The sequence below is a fragment of the Adlercreutzia sp. ZJ304 genome, assembly GCF_011039075.1.
Classification (GTDB): domain Bacteria; phylum Actinomycetota; class Coriobacteriia; order Coriobacteriales; family Eggerthellaceae; genus Adlercreutzia_A.
In genome coordinates, this window is sequence record NZ_JAAKEG010000007.1 from 23682 (window position 1) to 46346 (window position 22665).

The window sequence follows — 22665 nt, forward strand, 5'->3', positions numbered from 1 at the left end:
CACGGTAACTTCTAGGTAAATTCCGGGAAAATGGTCAAAACTTCCGACTTTCCATGGTTGAACTGCCCCATGGTTGCCCTGAATTGTGGAGAACACTGGGCAAACAGTGTTCAATGATGCTTCGGCGGGCGCTATTAGGTGTGTCTGAGTGTGGAAAGCTGGAAGTTTTGACCATTTTTTCTCTAAAATTAACCTCGCGTCTTTGCGGTACGGGAATTCTTGCCGTCAATCCCGTATCATGCGGGTCCAGCTTGCTGTATCTCTTTCGGAACGTGGCTATACTTCTTAGCAAAATTGTCACGAAACATACCAGCCAACTTCACGGCTTGCAAATCGTATTCCGCACGGCTAGCCCACGACTGCACCGGATCTAACATGTAGGACGGACAACCCGGACAACTACTTGGCACCATAAATCCGAAGTGAGCATCCCGCACATAGTCCACATTATCAAGTTGCCCATCTAAAGCAGCGTTCACCATAGCACGTGTGTATTTCAACGGCATTCGCTCGCCGCGCCCATTCCATCCCGAATTGACCAAATATACATCGGCGCGGGCATTGCGAACCTTTTCCTTTAACATTAGCGCATAGCGAAGTGGATCTAGCGGCAAGAAAGGCTCTCCGAAGCAAGTAGAAAACGTGGGCACCGGTTCGCTGACACCAACTTCAGTTCCCGCTACCTTCGATGTATAACCGCTAAGAAAATAATACATTGCCTGATTTAGATTGAGTTTCGCAATGGGTGGCAGCACTCCAAAAGCATCGGCTGTCAAGAATATAACCGTACTGGGTACGCGTCCCTTGCCATCAGCTTGTATATTTGAAATATAACTTACAGGATATCCCACGCGCGTATTCTCGGTTATGCTGCTGTCGGCAAAATCAAGCTGTCGCGTCTTGGGATTTACCACCACATTTTCTACCAACGCACCAAAGCGAATTGCATTATAAATATCGGGCTCGTGCTGTTCGCTAAGGTCGATGCATTTTGCATAACAACCACCTTCGAAATTAAACACCATATCATCAGCCCAACCGTGTTCATCGTCGCCTATCAAACGCCGCATCCGATCGGTAGAAAGCGTAGTTTTGCCCGTACCAGACAATCCGAAAAAGACTGCAGTAGAGCCATCTTGCGCCATATTGGCAGAACAATGCATGGGCAACACACCCTGACTGGGTAACACGTAATTCATTATCGAAAATACCGTCTTTTTTATCTCGCCTGAATAACGCGTGCCAGCAATTACTACTTTCCTGTTAATATAATCTATCATTACGGCTGCATCGCTTCGCGTGCCATCGCGCTTCGGATCGCACTTGAAACTTGGCGCTACCAAAAATGTGTAATCAGGCTGAAAACCAACCAACATTTTATCGCTAGGGCGGCGCAACAACTGATTGGCAAACAACGCCTGCGAAGCCAACTCGCCAACTATACGAAACCGTTTTGCATAATCGGGCGGCACGCCAGCATACCCATCAAACACATAGATATCACCGTCTGAAAGATGAGCCGCCACACGGCTATAAAGCGCATCAAAAACTTCCTGAGAAATTGCTACATTAACCGCACCCCACGCTATTTCATCATGCACTTCAGAAGAATCAACAATAAATTTATCTTTAGCAGAACGCCCTGTGCGCAAAGCCGTGTTCACAACTAAAGCACCGGTTTCAGAAAGCACGCCTTCACCATTGCGCAGCGCATGTTCCACCAAATCTGCCACAGCTAAATTGCGATACACATTTTGTGTGGGTTGAACGCCTGTTTCTTCCAAAGCACGCAGACTCATGTCTCTCCTTTTGTTTGACTACATGGATTGTAGCGGAAAGATGCGCTCTTTAACCAGCTGTACGCCTATACTATATTCATGCAAGTATAAAGCAAACTAGACTAGCTCATTAAATTCTAAGCGAAAGGCAAAACATGACTTGGACGATTTACGATCAATTAATTGATGGAGTTCCAGAAGATGTAAAGGTAATAGATTATTGCCTCGGAAAAAACTGGAGCTATGTAGAAGCTGAAAGCGCAATGGGAGTTTCTTTTACCTGTAGCGGCGGCGCTAAACCCACCGACAATCGCGATTTTCGCCAACTGCCTTTGCGCGAAATGGCAAAGCTTTCCAAATCGTGGTGTTTTGAAGAAGCCACATTAGGAATTGCCGCCCTGAATGCTTGGTATGGACAAAAGCATCTTATAGACAAGATGGGCGCCACTTATGACAAGCCCATCGAATTGCCGGATGGATCTATTCACAAAATTGACGCTTTCGAAATTATGCGTCCACGCATCGAACAAACCGAAAATGCCGAAGTTGTTGTTGTCGGGCATTTTCCCCACGTAGATCGCATATTGGAATACGCAAACCTAACCGTATTAGAGCGCAACTGCCGAAGTGAGCTAGATACCCCTGATCCGGCGTGCGAATACGTACTTCCAAATGCCAATTTTGCATTCATAACAGGGGTTACACTAGAAAATAAAACCTGTCCACGCCTGCTAGAGTTGGCTTGCAACGCCCACGTAACAATGGTTGGACCCTCAGTAGTTATGTCGCAGGCACTTATGGATGCAGGTGTTAACATGTTAGCTGGCAGTATTGTTTTAGACCCCGAACGCGCGCGACAATCCGTGAAATCGGGCGGCGCAATGTCGTTTGGCGGAGCCTTGCAGATGGTTAGCGCAGAAAAGCTCCAATAGCACCTACAATACACCTTTGCGCTTTCAAAACACTGAAAGGAAGCAGTTATGCAGGTACTTTTAGTTGAAGACGACAATGCAATAGTGCATGCACTAACCGATATTCTGTCCGCTGAAGGTCTGTCTACTGTATCCGAAAGCACTCAATCAGCAGCATTGGCGCAACTTGAATCGCAGCACTTCGACATAGCGCTGCTAGATGTTACGCTTGCCGAGGGAAACGGCTTTGCAGTATGTGCTGCAGCGCGCAAGACAGCGCCTTCTATGCCTATCATCTTCCTTACAGCATCAGATGATGAATACTCAACCGTTGCCGGCTTAGACATGGGTGCTGTTGACTACATTTCAAAACCGTTTCGCGCACGCGAACTGGTATCGCGCATCAAAGCAGCACTTCGCCAAGCAAATCCAGCCGAGCGAATACTTAGTGCAGGCGATATACAACTTGATGCCACATCGGCTCAGGTAATGAAAGCCGGACAGGAACTTTTTCTATCCGCATTAGAATATCGACTTCTGCTCTATTTTTTGCAGCACAAAACCCGGCTAATCACGCGCGAAAACCTAAAGGATGCCATTTGGGATAGCGCAGGCGAATACGTATCAGATAACGCAATAAACGTATACATAAAGCGCCTGCGCGAAAAAATTGAAACCGACCCAACAGAGCCGCAAATAATAACAACGGTACGCGGCATGGGATATAAAGTGGGTAAATAAGTGGGTTCCTACTCTACACTACTAAAACAAAGCATTGCTCTGGCGATAGTAATAGCGCTAATAACTTGCTTGGCTCCACCTAATGCAATGCTTTGGTGTGCAGGAGTAGGCATTGCCGCACTGGCTTTCTTCATAGCAATATCTCTTTGGCGGCACCGACAAATTATGCGTCTCTCAACCAGCATTGACGAAATACTGCATAGCGGGCATCGTGTGAAACTTGCTGAATGCCGCGAAGGCGATGTAGCTATCCTATCCAACGAGCTAGAAAAAATGGTAGCGTGCTTATCGCGCACAACCGAGCAGTTGCAGCAAGAGAGAAATGCATTAGCCAACTCATTGGCAGACATATCGCATCAAATACGAACACCGCTAACGGCAGTAGAGTTAATGCTTCCAGATATAGAACGTATAGACAACCCAGAACAGCGCAAACGCGCAGTTCGCGACTTAGAAGAAATGCTAGAGCGTATAGCATGGCTTGTAACCACTCTGCTAAAAATTGCGAAAGTGGACGCAGGTTCTATACAGGCACGCACAAGTCATATAAAAGTGGCAGATATTATCAAACGCGCTATAGCTCCACTGGAAATTTCTTTCGACATTCGAGACATTACCTTAAAAATAGACATCGAAGACAACGCGGCTTTTACAGGGGACGCACTTTGGACAGCCGAAGCTATAGAAAACATCCTGAAAAACTGCATGGAACACACACCGGCAGGTGGCGAAGTTCGCATTCAAGCATCTGAAAACACGCTGGCAACTACTATAACCATAAGCGATTCGGGATGCGGAATAGCACCTGAAGACCTACCGCATATATTTGAGCGTTTCTATCGCGGCGAGAGCGATTCGATTTCTTCCTCAGAAGGCTTCGGCATAGGACTGGCCTTGGCTCGAGCCCTAATATCTGTCCAAGGCGGCATGCTACGAGCCGACAATTCACCCGAAGGCGGCGCACTTTTCCAAATAGCTTTTCCAAAATTGATAGTGTAGCCCCAGCGACTACACGACTAAATAACTATTTTGTAATTTATAAGTCATTTAAGCGCAAGATACGCGACGCATAATTTTCTACAAGCCAAAAACGCAGTAGAAAGGCAGATAAAATGGATATATTAACTGTCGATCATCTAACGAAAACATACGGAGAAAATGAAGCCGCAACACACGCGCTAAATGACGTTAGCTTTTCAGTGGCAGAAGGCGAATTTGTCGCCATAGTGGGCTCTTCGGGGTCGGGCAAATCTACCCTGTTGCATTTAATTGGAGGCGTAGACAGACCAACATCGGGAAACGTATCTGTAAACGGCATAGATGTTTACAGTTCAACCGACGAGCAGCTAGCCGTATTTCGTCGCCGGGAAGTTGGGCTGGTTTATCAATTTTACAACTTGGTTCCAGTGTTAAATGTAGTTGAAAATATGACATTACCTGTAGCTTTAGATGGGCGCGCAGTAAACGTGCAGCGCCTTAGCGTATTGCTAAGCAAGCTAGGGCTGCGCGGACGCGAGGGGCACTTGCCCAGCCAACTATCGGGCGGACAACAACAGCGCGTAGCAATAGGTCGTGCCCTCATGAATGCGCCGTCAATTGTGCTGGCTGATGAACCTACGGGCAATCTAGACACGAAAAACAGCCGCGAAATTATGCAGCTACTTCGCGATTCAAACAAAGAAATGGGTCAAACGATGCTGGTTATTACCCACGACGAAGAAATAGCTCTTAGCGCCGATCGGATAATAGCCATAGAAGATGGACGCATAGTGCGCGACGAGAGGATACGTCGATGAACGCCATGGGCAGATTCACGCTTAAATCGCTGCGCGCAAACAAGGTTCGCACCGCAGTAACAGTAGCAGGCGTAGCTCTCGCGGCTGCACTTCTAATAGCCGTACTAACTTCGCTTACCACACTGAACGACTATCTTTATCACGCCGAAGAAGCTACGTCGGGCAACTGGATGGCGATGTCAAAACTAGACGATACAGATAATCCCACACAACAGCTAAACGAAGCTAAGGAAGCGGGCAAAATTGACGATTACGCCGTGTTGCAAGATGTAGGCTTCGGACAACTTAGCAACAAGCAACGCAATGTATTTGGATACTATTTCCCCATCGTTAACATTTCAGAAAATGCAGACACGCTGTGCGGTATACATGTGGCGGAAGGTCGCATGCCAGAAAATGAAAATGAAATTATCGTTATAGATACATGGAAAAAGCGCGAAGGTATAAAAATTGGCGATACGCTTGAAATGCCTGTTGGTCAGCGCATGGCAGTACTGGCAGACAACGCAAGCACATCCACCGCAGAACAGCCTAACAAAAGCGATGCAAACAGCAATAGTGCCAATATAAAAGAAGGCGATATTTTAGATTCCTCAATAGAATACCTAGACGCAAGCAAAGATGGCGGCACCTTCAACGAAACACTTACCAACATACAAGAGCGCAAATTTAGTGTTGTAGGTTTTTGTGACTATATTCCATACTCTCTATACTCTATATCTTACGACATCGGCATAGCGGCTTTCACCGCAAACGACCCAAATGCCAACGGCGCGGCTTTTGGCTATATAACAATGAGCGGAATGTCGAACACAGGGCAGATTGAACAGCGCGCCGAAGAAGTTTTTTCAAACTCGCAAGACATAACGCTGCATTCCAGCATGTTGCGTTACATGTGGATACGCGGAGATGGCGCAATCTGGAACACCTTCTTCGGCATAGTCGCCGTACTTGCATCCGTTATTATCGTGGCATGCGTTTCGCTTATCTATAACGCGTTTGCAATTTCTGTTGCAGAACGCATGGGACAGTTTGGTTTGCTTTCTTCTATAGGGGCATCACGTAAACAGCTGCGCCGCTCCGTTATGTTAGAAGCGCTTTTAGTGGCTATTGTAGGCATACCACTTGGCTTACTAATTGGCATAGGAGGATGCGCGGTTACATTCGCTGCGCTAGAGCCTTATCTTATTGTTGCAATTGGCGGCAAAGTGCCTTATGTCATATCTGTATCACCATGGGCTGTAGTTTTAGCTGCCTGCCTTACATTTGCAACAGTAATACTGTCGGTATTTATACCCACTTGGCGCGTTGGGCGCGTAAGCGCCATAGATGCACTACACAGCACAAATGAAAGACGTGTATCAAAACGCGGACGCAAAAAATCAGCAAAGCGCACCGATCTTGGCAGTTTATGGAAAAAGCGCAGAATTACAAGCCGTATATTCGGAATAGGCGGCACGCTGGCACATATCAACAATAAGCGCGGAACATCTAAAGGTAAAACTGCAGCGATATCTCTTGCTTTGGCAATAGTATTATTAATGACGGCAGGATCGCTGAATACCTTTATAGGCTATCTAGTTAAAGCAGCCGATGAAACCGTCAAATACGATGTAGGAATAGGCGCACAGCTCGAACCAGATGCAAGTCTAGATATAAATTCACAAATTCAAATATACGAAGACGCATACAATTCAATGTGCCAAGATGCCAACGCGCAGCCTCAAGGTTGGTTGCTAAGCAACTTAATACCTATCGTGTTTCCTGAAAACTTAGCAGGCGACAGCTTCCGCAATACAAACGACAGCTCAGCCTCTACACCCACAAATGGAGGAAAACTAGCAGATGGTTCATATGGCGCACTTGTCTATCTTATGTATATCGACGACAACACCTTTAACGCATTTGCTGAAAAAATAGGAGCTAGCCACGCCGAATTCTATAACCCAGACCATCCAAAAGCCATTGCCACAAAAAGCATATACGACAACAATGGCACCACTTACCAGCTAAACGAGATATTCAAGCAATCTGGAAATGTGCAGGTTATAACTGGCGGCGACTATAAAGGCACACCCGTTTCAGGATTTGGAAGCGAATATTCCACTAACACCGAAACTGGCGAAGCAGCTTTTACCTTTGTGCCAAGCATTAAAGGCGAAAACGACACTACCACAACTGTACCGATGGATGACGTGAAGGTTCAAACAGAATCGCTAGACATTGCATATCTGGCAGATGAAATGCCCGACATTGTCGGCATGACAGGAACACCCCGTTTAATAGTTCCTATGTCGCTTGCACAAACGCATTCGTTCGGCACCACTTCTCCATCGTTTTCCGCAGCGTTTAACGCAAAAGACAACAAACATGAAGAATTGGCTGAATCGCTTACAAATATAGCTAAAAACCAACTTAATTCAGCATCCGGCGAAAAGCTAGCTTGGTTTACGGTTAACGACTACCTGATTCAGCAAGACAATGCGCACATGATGGCTACAATAGTAAATGTATTCTGCCTGTTATTCACCAGCATACTTACACTTATTGCTGTAGCAAACGTTTTCAACACCGTAACAAACAGCTTAATATTGCGCAGGCGCGAATTTGCAGTCATGCGCTCTATCGGGCTATCCGACAAACAATTCCGCACAATGATAATGAACGAATGTGTAAGCTTCGGTGTAAAGGGGCTAATTCCCGGCATGTTGTTATCCGCTGTTGTGTCGTATTTGCTGTTCAGCATGGTTACACAATCTATGTCAGGGCTTGCATTTAACTTCCCGTGGACATACGCCGCCATAGCCATTGCAATAACAACCCTAGCTATGGGCGTATCTGCTGCATTTGGAATGCATCGCTGCAAAGCCAACAATGTAGTTGAAGCACTGAGAATGGATAATATCTGATTGCGCCAATAGCGAAGCAAGGTATGCGGCGCTATATCTAAAAGCTGCCGCATACCTTATATATAGCTGCCCCTTTCGTGGTACACTTCATTTGAAAACGCCACGAAAGGCAGGGCATGACCGCAAACAATAAATCGAAATTGAAGCTGCTTTACATCATGCAAATGCTTCAAAATGAAACTGACGAACAACATGGCATTTCTATGGCGCACATTATCGAGAACCTGAATGAACTTGGAATATATGCCGAGCGTAAAAGCGTTTATCGCGACATAAATGTACTTCGCGAATTCGGTATGGATATAAAAATTTACAAGCGCAAACCCGTAGAATATGCGATAGCGCAGCGCAGCTTCGAATTACCGGAATTAATGCTGCTAGTAGATGCCGTTGAGTCGAGCAAATTTTTAACCGTGCGCCAAAGCCGCGCGCTTACTACAAATATCAAACTTCTAGCCAGCAATTCGCAACGTAAGCAACTAGATCGGCAGATACACGTAGCCGGACGCATTAAGAATAAAAGCGATGGCGTTTTTGAATACATTGACACTATTCACAAAGCACTACGCGATCGCAAAAAGATATCGTTTGTGTACTGCAAATATGGAGTAGATGGCAAAAAGCATCCCACACACGATGGCAAGCCGCACATAGTAACGCCAGTTAAGGTTGTATACGCCGATGGTTTCTACTACCTTACCACGTGGAATGACAAGCACGAAAACTTTACGGAATTCCGCATAGACCGTATGGAGCGCTTAAAAGTGTCGGACGAGCACGCCGCCAGCAACAACGCCATAAGCAACCATATGTTCGACGAAACCGCACATGAATACTTTGGGCGCTTCGATGGTGAAGGTGTAATAGCCACGTTACACGTGCAGGGCGATAAGGTGGAAATACTGATGGATCGCTTTGGCGAACATGCGCGTATATCCCCTATAGGCGAAAATGAAGCACAAGCGCTTGTGCGCATTCGAAAAAGCGAACAGTTCTTTGGATGGATAGCCAGTATGGGTGGTGCGGTTACAATAGACAAACCAAAAAGCCTACTGCAAGAATACAAAGACTATCTAAGAAGACTTCTAGAAAACTAGACCAAAGAACGGGCAACAAAAACGTTGCCCGCACTTAGTTAAATTTAGATTGAGTATCAGCTAAGCCATGATCGATAAGATAAGGTAGTGCTTGTGCGCCTAATGCGCATCCTTGCTGAAATTCTATAGCAGCATCCGCCTTAGGACGGCTTAATACCCAATCGATTACAGGCATTCGTCCGGGAGGTCTACCAATTCCTATACGCACGCGATACCAATCGCGCGTGCATAGTTTTTCCGCAATAGAACGCAAGCCGTTATGCCCTGCCAAACCACCACCAAATTTCACCCGAATAGCGCTAGGGGCTATATCTAAATCGTCGTGAACTACTATGAGGTGATCGGGTGCAATACCGTACTTCTTCATTAACTGCGATACAGGTCCACCCGATGTGTTCATAAAACTTTGCGGCTTAGCTAATATCAGTTCAAAGCCGGAATATTTTACATGCGCCGTCTCCGAACCGCATTCGTTTTTCCAATAGTTAGCACCTAATTCCTCTGCCAGCAAATCGATAGTGTCAAATCCTGCATTGTGCCTAGTATGTGCATAATCCGACCCGGGATTGCCAAGCCCCGCCAATAAATACATATCAGAGTGCAAAATCTGGGTCGAACAAATCTGACACGCTGCCATTTTCGTAAACATTCGATATAGCGCGGGCAAACAGTGGCGCAACGCTAACTATCTTTATTTTGCCGCTCTGTTTTTCTAGCGGCACAGGAATAGTGTCGCATGCCACAACTTCCTCAACATCTGCATTTTCTAAACGCTCGTATGCCGGACCGCTAAACACGGGATGCGTACAGCAGATATAAACCTGTTCAGCGCCTTTAGATTTCAATGTATCGGCTGCAGCAGCTATAGTGCCACCTGTGTCTATCATGTCGTCGTTGATAATACATATCTTGCCTTTAACATCGCCAATTAGGGCAGTTATTTCGGCTTTGTTGTGCCCCGGACGCCCTTTATGCATTATCGCCAAATCGGCTTCTAGCATGTCGGAGAGTTTCTTAGCAGCTTTTGCGCGACCAACATCGGGCGAAACTACACATATCTTATCTTGTGGGAAATTCTTTGCCCGGAAATAATCAGCCAAAATGGGAAGCGCCGTTAAGTGATCTACAGGCATGTCAAAGAAACCCTGTATCTGACCTTGGTGAAGATCGATTGTCATAACACGATTTACCCCAGCTGTGGTTATCAAATTCGCAACCAATTTCGCAGTAATAGGCTCGCGCGCCGCAGCTTTGCGATCTTGCCGGGCGTACCCATAATGCGTAATTACGGCAGTTATTGTGCGCGCCGATGCACGTTTGGCAGCATCCGCCATTATGAGAAGTTCCATCAACGCATCGTTTACGTGTTCTCCTGCAACCGACTGAATAAGAAACACATCGGCTCCGCGCACGCTCTCTAAATAGCGAGCGTATATTTCGCCATTTGCGAATTTTTCCAGCTTAACGTTGCCTAAACTAACACCTAAATGATTCGCTATTTTCTCGGCTAATTCAGGTGCAACCGACCCCGAAAATAGCGCCATGAATTTCTTCATCTCGGTCATGTAAGCTCCTTCGTCTTTTTAGGCATCTACATAAGCTGCAGCAAAATTATACTTGCTCTGCATAATTGTAACGACACAACAGCAATAAGCTAGAGTGTTTTGTCTACTTCTTGGCATGTTTACAAGCCCAGTCTTCTATGATGCGCTCACGCGCACGCGCAACAGCTAGTGCTGAATCGGGCACATCTTTTGTTATTACCGAGCCGGCGCCTACAACCACATTAGATCCAATATTTACAGGTGCCACCATCATAGTGTCAGATCCTATAAATGAATTATCACCTATGGTTGTGGGATGTTTATGGGCACCGTCGTAATTGCAAGTTATACTACCGGCTCCTATGTTTACTCCCGAACCCATAACAGTGTCGCCTATATAGGAAAGATGCGGCACTTTAGAAGATGGTCCTATGGTTGACTTCTTTATTTCCACATGAGTGCCAGCCTTCGCGTTTTCCATAAGGTGAGCACCGGGACGCAAATAAGCGCGCGGACCACACGTAGCACCGTCATCTATACGTGCCTCTATGGCAACCGTTTCATCTATTACACAGCCGCATCCCACAATCGTATCGGTCAGACGGCAATTGGGACCTATTGTGCAATCTTGCCCTATTTCGGTATTGCCCATCAACATTACGCCGGGCAAAAGTTCTACATCAGCGGAAATTTTTACATCCGGACCAATCCACACCATGTCAGGAGCCATCATAGTAACTCCATTCTGCATATGAGCGGTGTTGATACGGCGCTGCATAGCGCGCGATGCCTCCGAAAGCTGAACTCTGGAATTTACGCCCATGCATTCTTCGGAATCTTCAGCCAAAACAGCAATGACGCGCTTACCAGCATTGCGCAATATAGCCAACACATCTGTCAGATAGTACTCACCAGCAGCATTGTCATTCCCAACTTGGTGCAAAGCATCAAACAGCAATTTGCAATCGAAGCAATAAAAGCCTGAATTGCATTCACATATTGCAGCCTCTTCATCACTTGCATCTTTTTGTTCTACTATGCGCTCCACTTCGCCAGCAGGCGTTCTAACTATGCGCCCATAGCCAAACGGATTTGACATTTTCATGCTAAGCACCGCACAGGCTGCCTTTTCTTTTTCGCGCGCAGACACCAACTGCTCTAGCGTACTTGCGCTAATCATGGGGCAATCGCCCGACAGCACCAACACTGACCCATCAAAATCAGCCAAAGCTGCCTGTGCACACATAACAGCATCGCCTGTTCCAAGACGCTGCGGCTGCTCTACGGCAATTGTGCCATCCACCAAAGGCTTGACCACATCGCTACCGTGACCAACAATGCTTACAATCGGATTTGCCCCAGCACTACGCGCCGCTTCCACAACCCATTGCACAAGTGGTCTTCCCAATATCTCATGCGCAACTTTAGGTTTTTTTGATTTCATGCGCGTGCCTTCGCCTGCACAAAGAATAATAGCCGCAGTCTGCATAAACCGCCTCCCCAGCATGTCGAACCGAATTCAGTAAGAGTGTATATCCTTTTTGACTGATTATGCGCGAGCATTGGTATACTCGGCACATATAAGTCGCGTGATGCGACACACACGATTAACCGGAGGGAATGATGGAAGGCTTCGAATTGATATCGACCGGCGCATGGTCGATAATTCCACCGCTTCTGGCGTTGGGATTGGCGCTTATCACGAAGGAAGTGTATTCATCGCTTACCGTGGGCGTCTTTGTGGGAATGATCATCTACCAGTTCACCCTGAATGGGGCAGGCGGTGAACAGCTTATCGCATCGTTTACCATGGTGCCGCAGATGATGGCTGAGCAAATTGCCGGCAATGGAGCGCTGTTGCTGTTCCTTGCCTTGCTGGGAGCGCTAACGGTAGTCATAGCCGTATCTGGCGGCTCCCGCGCCTATGCCGAATGGGTTTCGCAGCACATCAAAAATGCACGTATGGCATCTATTCTTACGGCGATATTGGGCATCATTATTTTCGTTGACGACTATTTCAACTGCCTAACTGTGGGTGCCGTTATGCGCCCCGTCACCGACCGTTTCCGTATCAGCCATGAGAAACTTGCGTGGATTATTGACTCCACAGCAGCTCCGGTTTGCATTATTGCGCCGGTATCCTCGTGGGCAGTAGCAGTGGGTGGATATTTGGGCGAAGGCGGATTTAACACTTTCGTTGCGTCTATTCCCTACAACCTTTACGCGCTGCTAACTATATTCTTTGTTTTCTTCATGCTTGCCATCAATGCCGATTTCGGTCCGATGCGCGCAGCAGAAGCAGCAGCAAGATGCAACGAAACGCCCGCAGAAGATGCCATCGAGCAAAGAAAGCTAGAGGCGGCTGCTAAAAAGCAAGCCAACTTACTTAAAGTTGCTGCCGGCAACAAGATTCCAAGCGACGATTGCGCAAATCCGAATTTGCCGCCTAAGGTAACAGAGCGCGCCGATATAGAAGACGCAGCGCATGGCGCAATTGAACAATACAAAGGTCTTAGCATATCGGAAAAGGGTAAAGTTTCCGACTTAGTTCTTCCAATTATCGTGCTTATTATCTTCTCAATTCTAGGAATGCTTTACTGTGGCGGTTTCTTCGAAGGGGTAGACTTCGCTACAGCGGTTGGCGAAAACCCTGTTATGGGTTTATGTATCGGTGTCTGTGTGGCATTGGTATTTGCAGCCGCAATGTTCTTACCGCGCAAACTAACAACGCTTGGTGGCTTCATGGATGCTATGTCGGAAGGCGTGCGCTCTATGGTAGGTGCCATTATGATATTAGTTTTAGCGTGGTCGCTTGGTGGAGTGTGCCGTTACTTGTTGGGTACTGGCGAATTTGTTTCCAGCTTCTTAAACAATATGGGAGTAGGGCTTGACTTACTACCAGCAATCATATTTGTTGTTGCAGCATTTATCGGTTTTGCAATGGGAACATCTTGGGGCACGGTAGCTCTTATCCTACCTATAGTTATAGGTGTGTTCGACGCATCCGATCCGCTATTCTTGGTGGCAGTAGGTGCTACGCTTGCGGGCGCTGTTTATGGCGACCATATCTCGCCTATCTCCGATACAACCATTCTGTCTTCGGCAGGTGCACAGTGTAACCACCTGCGCCATGTAGCAACACAGATTCCTTACGCAACTACAGTTATGGTTATTTGCTTTATTGGATATATAGTTGCCGGATTCACCAAAAACCCATGGATATCACTTGGTCTAGGTGCAGTTCTGGTAGTTATAGCAGTTCTTGTGCTTCATAAAATAAGCGAACGTAAAGCACAGGCAGAGCAAGCAGCGGAATAACCCTGCGCACAATCTAAACGCAAAGAAGCGGCACACAGCGATGCCGCTTCTTTTTTGCTCTAGTAACAGCTATTAACACAAATTGGTAACTCGTAGATTACAAATTGTAAACACCCCAGCACTAGTCCACTATTTTGACGTAATAGTCTTGTATCTTTTATTAAATTTGCATGCAGGCAATACCGGTCGCGCAGGCAAATACATATAGAAGACCACACCGATCACTGGGGTTCAATTGTTTTTAAAAGCATCCATAGACTACGGATTAAGAATGCTTCTCTACCTTGCCAAGCATGATCGGGTCTGCTCTTCCAAAGAGATATCTGAAAATATGCTTATTCCGCGCGACTATCTAATTCAACTGGCTCAAATAGAGCGCCACGCTGGGCTAATAGAGTCGCGCCCCGGAAAAAATGGCGGTTATATTATTTCTAAACCCGCAAACGAAATAACTCTGCTTGAAATTCTTAATGCTATAAATAATGGCGAAGACGAAATGGAAGAACCAAAACACGATATTGCAAGTGCGCGCCACACTAACGACGAAGTGACGCATATGCTAGATATTGTGACAAGCAGCTATGCAGCATTCCTAGACAGCATCACGCTAGACATGCTATCGAAATGCTTCGATGGAACAGTAAATGCCGAAGTATATTTGGCAGATCGCTTAAAAGAGGAAAGCCAGCGTCTTACGCAAAACCTAGCAACTGCATAATAAATAAAGCTATGGTTAAAGCAGCCACCACAAAAACGGCAGCCCACAACAAAAGCTTTGCCACTTTTCCACTCTTGTAATTCCCCATAATGCGCTTGTCCGCCGAAATTAGCGCCATAAACGCTAACAACACAGGCAAAATAACGCCGTTCACAAACTGAGCCGTTAACATCATGCCCATCAAATCCATATTAGGTATAAGCACGACCGCTGCCGCAAGCAATACAACTCCGGTAAATATACCTTTAAATGCCGGTGCCTCGCGCCACTCATATGACACTCCGGCTTCCCAACCAAACGCCTCGCAAATTACGAATGCAGTAGTAAGTGGCAACACACATGCCGCCAAAAACGATGCAGCTACAAGCCCTATAGCAAACAGAGCCTGAGCATATTGACCTGCAAATGGAGCTAGCGCCTGCGCAGCATCAGATGCGCTCTCTACAGCAATACCTTGTGGAAATAAAACAGCGCCCGTTGTAACTATGATAAACCAAGCTATAACGCATGCCGCAATAGACCCAGAAACTGCATCCACTTTTTGCGAGAACAAATCTTCTGTAGCTAAACCTTTTTCCACCACATTACTCTGCGTAAAGAACATCATCCACGGTGCTATGGTGGTGCCTATCATAGCTATAACCAATGACACAAATGCAGGCTGAGCGCTAAATGCTAGCAATACAGTAGAGCGTAGTGCCTCATTCCAATTAGGACCAGCCATAAACGCTGCCACAATATAAGTTATAAACACCAATGAAAGCACCAAGAAAACTCTTTGCACTCGCTTATACGACCCGCCAGCTATAAGCACCCATACAGCCACAGCCGCCACAGGAACGCTAATATACTTCGATACACCAAACATTTCCATGCCCGACGCTATGCCAGCAAATTCCGAAAACGTAGTAGCAACATTGCCAATAAGCAGCGCACACATTGCTAGCGTGGTAAGTCTTATTCCGAAACGCTCGCGTATAAGCGCTGCGAATCCCTTACCAGTAACAGCACCCATTTTCGACGCGGTTATCTCTACAAGAATAAGCAGCAAGCACATAATTGGTATAACCCAAAGCGTGCCAAATCCAAACTGAGCACCAGCTGTAGAGTATGTAGAAATTCCACCGGCATCGTTTCCTGCCATGGCAGTAATAATGCCCGGACCCATGGCTGCAAGCACTAACAGTATTTTGCTGCGACGCTTTTCAGGCACTTTGCAAACCTATCGTTTGAAATATCTGAATTAAGACTAGCGTATACAAAACCAAACCCAGAATGCCAGCAAGCACATATCCGCCTATGCGTAGAATATTGCGCTGCTTCTTTTCCGACACTCTATCTTCCTCTATGGCATCCCATGCATCTTCGGTGGTAACTATTCCAAGCATCGCACCGCGCTCGTCCACAACAGGCATGGCGGGTATATCGTATTTAAAAATGTCGGCTACAACATCTTCTTCGGTTTCGTCGGGCGGCACACTTATAACATCTGTATACATTATGTTGGCAAGACGTGCATCGTCTGCAGACAATACAAGTGTACGCATAGACAGTACGCCTACCAGTTTTCCATAGTTATCGGTAACGTATACATAATGCACGGTGGGGAAATCTTCTGACAAATCGCGCAAAACACCTATTGTTTCACGGACGGTAGAATCGCTTTGCACAGCAACAAACTGGGTAGTCATCATGCCGCCAGCTGTGCCGTCCTTAAAGCCCAAAAGTCGCCGTATTTCATCGGCATCATCCATACCCATTAAGCGAAGCAGTGTTTCCGCTTTTTCATATGAAAGATCGCGCACAATATCGGCAGCATCATCCGGATCCATGTTGCCTATCAGCCGAGCAGCCGTAGCATCGTCTAAGTCATCCAAGAATTCCGCTTGTACTTCATCTTCCATCTCTGATACAGCTTCGGTACGCGAAGATTCATCTAAGTGCTCAAACACAGCAGCGCGCTGCTGCGGATCAAGCTGCTCTAAAATGTCAGCCACATCCGCCGGATGCAATTCGTCTAAGCGCCTATGAGTTACAGAAAGCTGCACTTCCGACAAGTCGCGATCTAGCAAATCCATATAATTCCAAGCAATTATCTGCTCGTCTAACTTATGCCGAAATAGCTTTGATATTGCAACCGCAGCGCGTTCTAGCAAAGGATGCAGACCGCGCAATATGCCACGCGCGCCAACTTCCGCACCCAAAAGACGCAGCTGCGTGCCCGAAGGAGACAACTTTAGGTCGTTCACGCGAACAACTTTCATGCCCTGCGTATCTACAATTTGCCTATTCATCAAATCGCGCGCTAAAAGCACTTCTGTAGGTTGTAGATAGCTAAATCGTATATCGGGCGACTCAACGGCTAGCGTAATACCGTCATCGTCAAACTTATCAACATACTTGCGCCAAGAGATCATAAACGGAACATTGCCCGGTCCCTTAAACGCCAAACTTGTTATTCGGGGAAACATTTCCCCAGTTGAAATAGCGAGATCGGAAACAACCCCGATCTTCTCTTTGCCGGAATCCACAACAGGCTTTCCCAGCATTCGAGATAAATATAGCACGGCCTTCCCCTAACTAACCCACGCATGCAACCTTTCCGGCTGCTAAGAGACGCCATGCAGCCGAAGGTTACATACTGTGAGGCTTCTGTTTTCGAACCTTCAAGAATGAACCTTTCACGAATCGGACAAATTAAAGCTGGCGGAGGAAGTAGGATTCGAACCCACGGTACCTCTCGGCACAACAGTTTTCAAGACTGCCGCCTTCAACCACTCGGCCATTCCTCCGCTTGTATAAAGCCGCTTTTTTGCGGTTTGAACAGAATACCACAAACAATGCATTGCTATAAGAATGTATTGTCCAGATACAAAAAATGCAATTTTTTCGCTTAAGCCGATATATCCGCCGGATCAAACGGAACGCCATCGCGTTCGCAGCGCATCTGATGGCGTCTTTGCATGCAAATAGATGCTATTCCGCCGCCAGGAACCAGATAAGTGCTTTTATAACCACAGTTTCCATATCCGCTGCAAGAGCGACACTTTATATCATTCAAAGAAAACCCATCTAAAACCGCATCATCTAATATACGAAGGCTGCCTTTGGGTTTAGGTCTGCCAGTTGGTGCTTCTGTCATAACATCTCCTCGTATATTGGCTAATTTCCGGATGCTATTCTAAAAAATTGGCGCATCTTGGTAAAGTTCAAAACCAATCTAGTTTTATCTGAGTTTAGCGCATATCTATAGGCACATATTTTCGCGGCGACACACGTGCGCTGGCATATGCAGGACGAATTATGCGCTTGCCGCTAACCACTTCTTCAAAACGATGCGCCGCCCACCCAGCCATTCTGGCGCACGCAAAAAGCGGCGTATATAAATCTTCCGGTATTCCCATCATTGAATACACGAATCCTGAATACATATCTACATTGGCACAAAGCGTTTTCTCGATGCCGCGACCCTGTGTAATAATTTCCGGCGCCAAACGCTCAATTGTTTCTAGCAGACGATATTCGGCTTCATATTCGCTACCTTTAGCCAGTTCGCTTGCAAAACGCTTGCATACCACAGCACGTGGGTCGCTAAGTGTGTAAACAGCGTGTCCTATACCATATATAAGACCGGTATGGTCGTAAGCCTCTTTGTTTACTATGCGCCGCAAATAATCGGCTACAGCACCTTCATCTTCCCAGTTAGACACCTCGCGCTTTATTTCTTCGTGCATGGCGCGCACCTTATGATTAGCTCCACCGTGTCTATAGCCTTTTAGTGACCCGATGGCAGCAGAATATGCCGAATACGGATCGGTGTCGGCGCTGCTAAGCACACGCGTTGTGAAAGTTGAATTGTTGCCTCCGCCATGTTCGGCATGCAGGCACAGCATTACATCTAGCATACGCGCTTCATCTTGCGTGAAGTGACGGTCGGGGCGCAACATGCTAAGAATAGTCTCGGCGCTGGATTGCCCTTTAATAAAACGATGCATAATCATAGATTCGTGATAGAAGCGCGCGCGCTTGCTGTAGTAAGAAAGCACCATTATGCGTGGCAGGCGGCTAATTAGCGAAAGTGCCGTATGTATTTCATGTTTGGCTGTGCGCTCTTCGGCGTGCGAATCGTATGCATATAGATGCAAGATTGAACGCGACAGCACATTCATTAAGTTGCGTGGCGCAATTGGCATTATCGTATTCGCCGTGAAACCGTCGGGCAGTTCGCGCTGTAAATCTATAGCATCAACAAATTTATCGAGATTTTCTTGCGTAGGTAAGTCGCCCATCAAAAGCAAATAGCACAGCTCTTCGAACGCAAAGCGTTTTGAGGCGTCAACATTGCCTAGCAAGTCGTACAATTCGTATCCGCGAAGACGCAAAGACCCTTCTATGGGAACACGAACGCCATCCACAATCTCGTAGCCGTTAACTTCCGATATATTGGTAATTCCGGCAATAACGCCAGTACCATCCGAATTGCGAAGCCCGCGCTTAACGTTTTTATTTTTGTAAGCGCTAGCAGGAATCTGATTCACCTCTTCAAAAGTGCCGTACAGCCCAACACGACACGTCTCTTCGGGATGAATTTCTATCGTGTCGGCTTCTCCAACTTTTATGCGGCTGTCGTCATCCGCTATTAGGTTTTCATCTATCTCTATAACCATTGTGCGCTCCTAAAAATGTTTCGCTCATTCTACTCTTTCATTGTGCCTATCACAGTCTTACTAAAATCTTTTACTTAAAACTGTTGACACTTCGTTCGCTCTAGTACAAAATATCATTTGCTGAAAATCGTGCGCCATTACCTCAGCTGGATAGAGGAGCTGACTACGAATCAGACCGTCGGGGGTTCGAATCCCTCATGGCGCACCATCTTTTTACTGAAGAAATCCCATGAATTACAAAGCCGTAGTCCCGTTTTGGAAAGCCTAAATTTTCCTATTATAACCGGAAAAGTTTTGATATACGAATACTTTTCCTAGTATAACCGGAAAAGATTCCAACTGAAAAACTAACAAGCCCTGCAGCTTCAACAACCCATTCGCGGCATATAGGCAGAAAAGTGTGTAAGGCTCAGTCCATCGCAAAGGGGTAAGGAGTGCTATTGTGGAACTCTAACCAAACCTGATCGTGTGTTGCCTTCGTCACTTTTTAGGCGAAAAATGGTCAAAACTTCCGACTTTCCACAGTCTATAATGCCAAATTACGCCAATTACGAATCAAAATAGAATTGGAGAACCCTGTTTGCCCAGTGTCCTCCACAATTCAAGTTAGCTATGTGGCGCTATAACCATGGAAAGTCGGAAGTTTTGACCATTTTTCTTCGTCTTGCTGCCACAGATTGCACATTTTCTAGTAAACACTGCTCACACCTGTTCATAACTGACTTTTTCTTAGAAAAAGTCAGTTATGAACAGGCATATCAAGTGAGAATTAGGCGCACTTTTTTCCCATTCGCAAAACCATAAGCGCTCTTTGACAAAAATTAGACTTGCATAGACTTGCAATTTCAAGTCAGATTAATCTAGTATACGTACCTGCGACGAGGTCCTGACCGCGGCAATCCGACTAGAGAACCGCAGATAAGCCGATCTCGTCGCTATTTTTCATATGCTTGGTAAACAGATATTTCCCATTGCTTGCGAGTATTTTTAGCAACTGTATCAAGAACTAATCCAACAGTTAGGGAAAGCGCGCCGCAAAGCACCAATGCCACAGCCAACAAAGCCGTTGGGAAGCGCTCCACCAAATGCGTAACTGTAAATTCTGCAATAACTGGTATACCAGCAACTAGTCCTAAAATAACAAACAGCAGCGCAAGCCATCCAAAGAAAGCCATAGGTTTATAGTCTTTGAATAGCGACGCTATGGCCATCAGCACTTTTGCGCCATCCCCAAATGTTGACAACTTCGACTCGCTGCCCTCGGGTCGATCGCGATAATCAATCGGTACGTCCACAATGCGCCAACGCTTATCTACTGCATGAATAGAAAGTTCCGTTTCTATCTGAAACCCTGAAGATAACACAGGCATCGTTTTTACAAACATACGAGTAAAAGCGCGATACCCCGTCATTACATCCTCAAAAGCATACCCATAAATTACCTTTATAAGCCAGCGCACCAAGTCGTTGCCAAACCCATGAAAAGCACGGTCATTCTCTTCGCCATAGCTACCATTTGACAATCTGTCGCCCACAGTCATATCGGCTGCACCGCAATAAAGCGGCTCAAGCAACGCAGGAGCCGATTCAGCCGGATAAGTATCGTCTCCGTCTACCATTATGTAATAGTCAGCCTCTACATCGCGAAACATCTGGCGTACTACGTTACCCTTGCCCTGCCTAGGCTCCATGCGCACAATAGCACCATGCTCGCGCGCTATTTCTGCCGTTTTATCGCTTGAGTTGTTGTCGTAAACATACACATCAGCCAAGGGAAGCGTTTGGCGAAAATCATCAACCACTTTTCCTATGGTTAGTTCCTCGTTGTAGCAAGGTACCAACACAGCCACACCCGCACCTTTGCGAATTTCCTCTATGCGCGCATCCGACAAGTTAATTGCTTCAGTCATAGCAGCCTTCCGTAAGTAATAAGGCATAAACAAAATTGCTGTTCAAGCATTTTGATTATAAACCAGAAGCGGATACATTATGGCGCTCACGGTGCTATTCGTCGCCGTAAGCAAGCGCTCCGCAGCAATTTGTGAAGTAGCGTATAATATGTTTGTTTGTACAGATGCACAGGCGGCACCAGTCTGCTTTTTGATATACACGGAGAAGACGAGAATTTAGTGGATGAAAACCGTATCCTTCATAGTACCCTGCTATAACTCCGCCGCATACATGGATGTTTGCATCAAGTCGTTACTTGAATGCGGTAGCGATATTGAGATTATTATTGTTGACGACGGTTCAACCGACACCACATCTGACGTGGCAGATAAGTGGGCGCACAAGCTGCCTGATATTGTTCACGCTATACACAAACCCAACGGAGGGCACGGATCGGCCGTAAATGCAGGGCTAGACGCTGCCAGTGGTCTTTATTTCAAAGTCGTAGATTCAGACGACTGGCTAGATAAAGATGCCATGGCTCCGATAATGGACTACATGCGCACGCAGATGCATCGCGAATGCCCAACCGACCTTGTGGTTGCGAATTATGTGTATGAGAAAATTCACGAACATACGCGCAAAGTAATGGACCACAGAAACACCTACCCCACCGATCGAGAAATTACATGGCACGAACTGGGGAAATTTTCGCTTTTTCAATACCTACACATGCATGCAGTAATTTATCGCACACAGCTTCTGAAAGATATTGGATTGAAGCTGCCTGAACACTGCTTTTATGTAGACAACTTATATGTATATATTCCGCTGCCGCATGTTCGCAGCATTCGATATTTCGATTGCGACATGTATCGCTACTACATAGGTCGCGAAGGTCAGAGCGTAGGCGTAGAAGCCATGCTTGAACGAATCGATCAGCACCTAAGCGTTACTCGCACCATGATCGATTCGGTACATCTACCAGACGACGCACCCGACCCGAAATTGTTCCACTACATGAGCAACCATATGGCAATGATGATCTGCGTTTGTGCCATATTTTTGCGAATGCGCAACACCGTCGAAGACGATAAAAAGCTAGCTGACATGTGGGATTATCTGCATTTTCACAGCCCGGAATTATTCAAGCGCGTAAAGCGGCATCCGCTAGTAATAGGTTCGAATATCCCAACAACTATTGGACGCAAAGCCGGAATTTGGGGATATAACATCGGTCGAAAGATGTTTAATTTCAATTAAATTTTCATATTAGCGTCCAGCTGACCACTTTCA

General features: G+C 46.4%; 18 protein-coding genes and 2 tRNA genes. 10 read left to right on the forward strand and 10 right to left on the reverse strand.

Translation table 11 applies throughout. The features are described 5' to 3' along the window. Positions 1 to 236: 236 nt before the first annotated feature. Positions 237 to 1799 (reverse strand): phosphoenolpyruvate carboxykinase (ATP), encoded by a 1563-nt coding sequence (gene pckA / locus G7Y46_RS05150; protein ID WP_165252985.1) that lies wholly within the window; start codon positions 1797 to 1799, stop codon positions 237 to 239. 134 nt (positions 1800 to 1933) lie between these two features. Between pckA and G7Y46_RS05155 the strand changes: the two genes are divergently transcribed. The 6 genes from G7Y46_RS05155 to G7Y46_RS05180 all read left to right on the forward strand — a co-directional run bounded on the left by G7Y46_RS05155 (position 1934) and on the right by G7Y46_RS05180 (position 9232). Then, positions 1934 to 2710 carry a DUF364 domain-containing protein gene (locus G7Y46_RS05155; protein WP_165252987.1) on the forward strand — a complete coding sequence of 259 codons (777 nt, stop codon included), beginning with the start codon at positions 1934 to 1936 and terminating at the stop codon, positions 2708 to 2710. 48 nt (positions 2711 to 2758) lie between these two features. Continuing rightward, positions 2759 to 3430: a response regulator transcription factor gene (locus G7Y46_RS05160; protein WP_165252988.1), complete on the forward strand. Its 672-nt coding sequence runs from the start codon at positions 2759 to 2761 to the stop codon at positions 3428 to 3430. Beyond that, positions 3431 to 4429: a HAMP domain-containing sensor histidine kinase gene (locus tag G7Y46_RS05165; RefSeq protein WP_165252990.1), complete on the forward strand. Its 999-nt coding sequence runs from the start codon at positions 3431 to 3433 to the stop codon at positions 4427 to 4429. It abuts the gene before it with no gap. Positions 4430 to 4542: 113 nt separating this feature from the next. Continuing rightward, a complete protein-coding gene (locus G7Y46_RS05170; RefSeq protein ID WP_165252992.1) occupies positions 4543 to 5226 on the forward strand; it encodes an ABC transporter ATP-binding protein in 684 nt (227 codons plus the stop codon). Continuing rightward, a complete protein-coding gene (locus G7Y46_RS05175) occupies positions 5223 to 8135 on the forward strand; it encodes an ABC transporter permease (protein ID WP_165252994.1) in 2913 nt (970 codons plus the stop codon). The genes G7Y46_RS05170 and G7Y46_RS05175 overlap by 4 nt, the downstream gene beginning before the upstream one ends. 116 nt (positions 8136 to 8251) lie before the next feature. Next, complete coding sequence (locus tag G7Y46_RS05180) at positions 8252 to 9232, forward strand: WYL domain-containing protein (protein ID WP_165063116.1); 981 nt, start codon at positions 8252 to 8254, stop codon at positions 9230 to 9232. 34 nt (positions 9233 to 9266) lie between these two features. Here G7Y46_RS05180 and pth read toward each other — a convergent pair whose 3' ends face one another. The 3 genes from pth to glmU form a co-directional block, all read right to left on the reverse strand. Continuing rightward, entirely contained in the window at positions 9267 to 9824 is a 558-nt protein-coding gene (pth, locus tag G7Y46_RS05185) for an aminoacyl-tRNA hydrolase (RefSeq protein ID WP_165253124.1), read from the reverse strand. Between the two features lies 1 nt (position 9825). Further along, the gene (locus tag G7Y46_RS05190) at positions 9826 to 10797 is read right to left on the reverse strand and encodes a ribose-phosphate pyrophosphokinase (protein WP_165062185.1); all 972 of its coding nucleotides are present in this window, start codon (positions 10795 to 10797) and stop codon (positions 9826 to 9828) included. 103 nt (positions 10798 to 10900) lie between these two features. Continuing rightward, positions 10901 to 12265 carry a bifunctional UDP-N-acetylglucosamine diphosphorylase/glucosamine-1-phosphate N-acetyltransferase GlmU gene (gene glmU, locus G7Y46_RS05195; RefSeq protein ID WP_165252995.1) on the reverse strand — a complete coding sequence of 455 codons (1365 nt, stop codon included), beginning with the start codon at positions 12263 to 12265 and terminating at the stop codon, positions 10901 to 10903. Between the two features lie 134 nt (positions 12266 to 12399). Between glmU and G7Y46_RS05200 the strand changes: the two genes are divergently transcribed. Together G7Y46_RS05200 and G7Y46_RS05205 are read left to right on the forward strand one after the other, a co-directional pair. Beyond that, positions 12400 to 14094, forward strand: a complete 1695-nt coding sequence (locus G7Y46_RS05200; protein WP_165062181.1) for a Na+/H+ antiporter NhaC family protein — start codon at positions 12400 to 12402, stop codon at positions 14092 to 14094. A gap of 235 nt (positions 14095 to 14329) precedes the next feature. Then, a complete protein-coding gene (locus tag G7Y46_RS05205) occupies positions 14330 to 14812 on the forward strand; it encodes an Rrf2 family transcriptional regulator (protein ID WP_277424166.1) in 483 nt (160 codons plus the stop codon). Here the strand turns inward: G7Y46_RS05205 and G7Y46_RS05210 are convergent. From G7Y46_RS05210 to G7Y46_RS05230, 5 genes are all read right to left on the reverse strand, one after another. Further along, complete coding sequence (locus G7Y46_RS05210; RefSeq protein ID WP_165253126.1) at positions 14787 to 15980, reverse strand: divalent metal cation transporter; 1194 nt, start codon at positions 15978 to 15980, stop codon at positions 14787 to 14789. The two genes, G7Y46_RS05205 and G7Y46_RS05210, sit on opposite strands and share 26 nt — an antisense overlap. A 37-nt stretch (positions 15981 to 16017) precedes the next feature. Next, a complete protein-coding gene (locus G7Y46_RS05215) occupies positions 16018 to 17379 on the reverse strand; it encodes a CBS domain-containing protein (RefSeq protein WP_241157062.1) in 1362 nt (453 codons plus the stop codon). Between the two features lie 137 nt (positions 17380 to 17516). Next, positions 17517 to 17604 (reverse strand) — tRNA-Ser (locus G7Y46_RS05220). A 101-nt stretch (positions 17605 to 17705) separates the two neighbouring features. Continuing rightward, positions 17706 to 17954, reverse strand: a complete 249-nt coding sequence (locus G7Y46_RS05225; RefSeq protein ID WP_165062167.1) for a hypothetical protein — start codon at positions 17952 to 17954, stop codon at positions 17706 to 17708. Between the two features lie 94 nt (positions 17955 to 18048). Then, positions 18049 to 19479: a citrate synthase gene (locus G7Y46_RS05230; protein ID WP_165252999.1), complete on the reverse strand. Its 1431-nt coding sequence runs from the start codon at positions 19477 to 19479 to the stop codon at positions 18049 to 18051. Between the two features lie 131 nt (positions 19480 to 19610). On the opposite strand from G7Y46_RS05230, the gene G7Y46_RS05235 reads away from it, so the two are divergent. Then, positions 19611 to 19687 (forward strand) — tRNA-Arg (locus tag G7Y46_RS05235). Positions 19688 to 20414: 727 nt separating this feature from the next. Here G7Y46_RS05235 and G7Y46_RS05240 read toward each other — a convergent pair. After that, a complete protein-coding gene (locus G7Y46_RS05240) occupies positions 20415 to 21389 on the reverse strand; it encodes a glycosyltransferase family 2 protein (protein WP_165253001.1) in 975 nt (324 codons plus the stop codon). Positions 21390 to 21612: 223 nt separating this feature from the next. Between G7Y46_RS05240 and G7Y46_RS05245 the strand changes: the two genes are divergently transcribed. Further along, complete coding sequence (locus G7Y46_RS05245) at positions 21613 to 22632, forward strand: glycosyltransferase family 2 protein (RefSeq protein WP_165062161.1); 1020 nt, start codon at positions 21613 to 21615, stop codon at positions 22630 to 22632. Positions 22633 to 22665 lie beyond the last annotated feature (33 nt).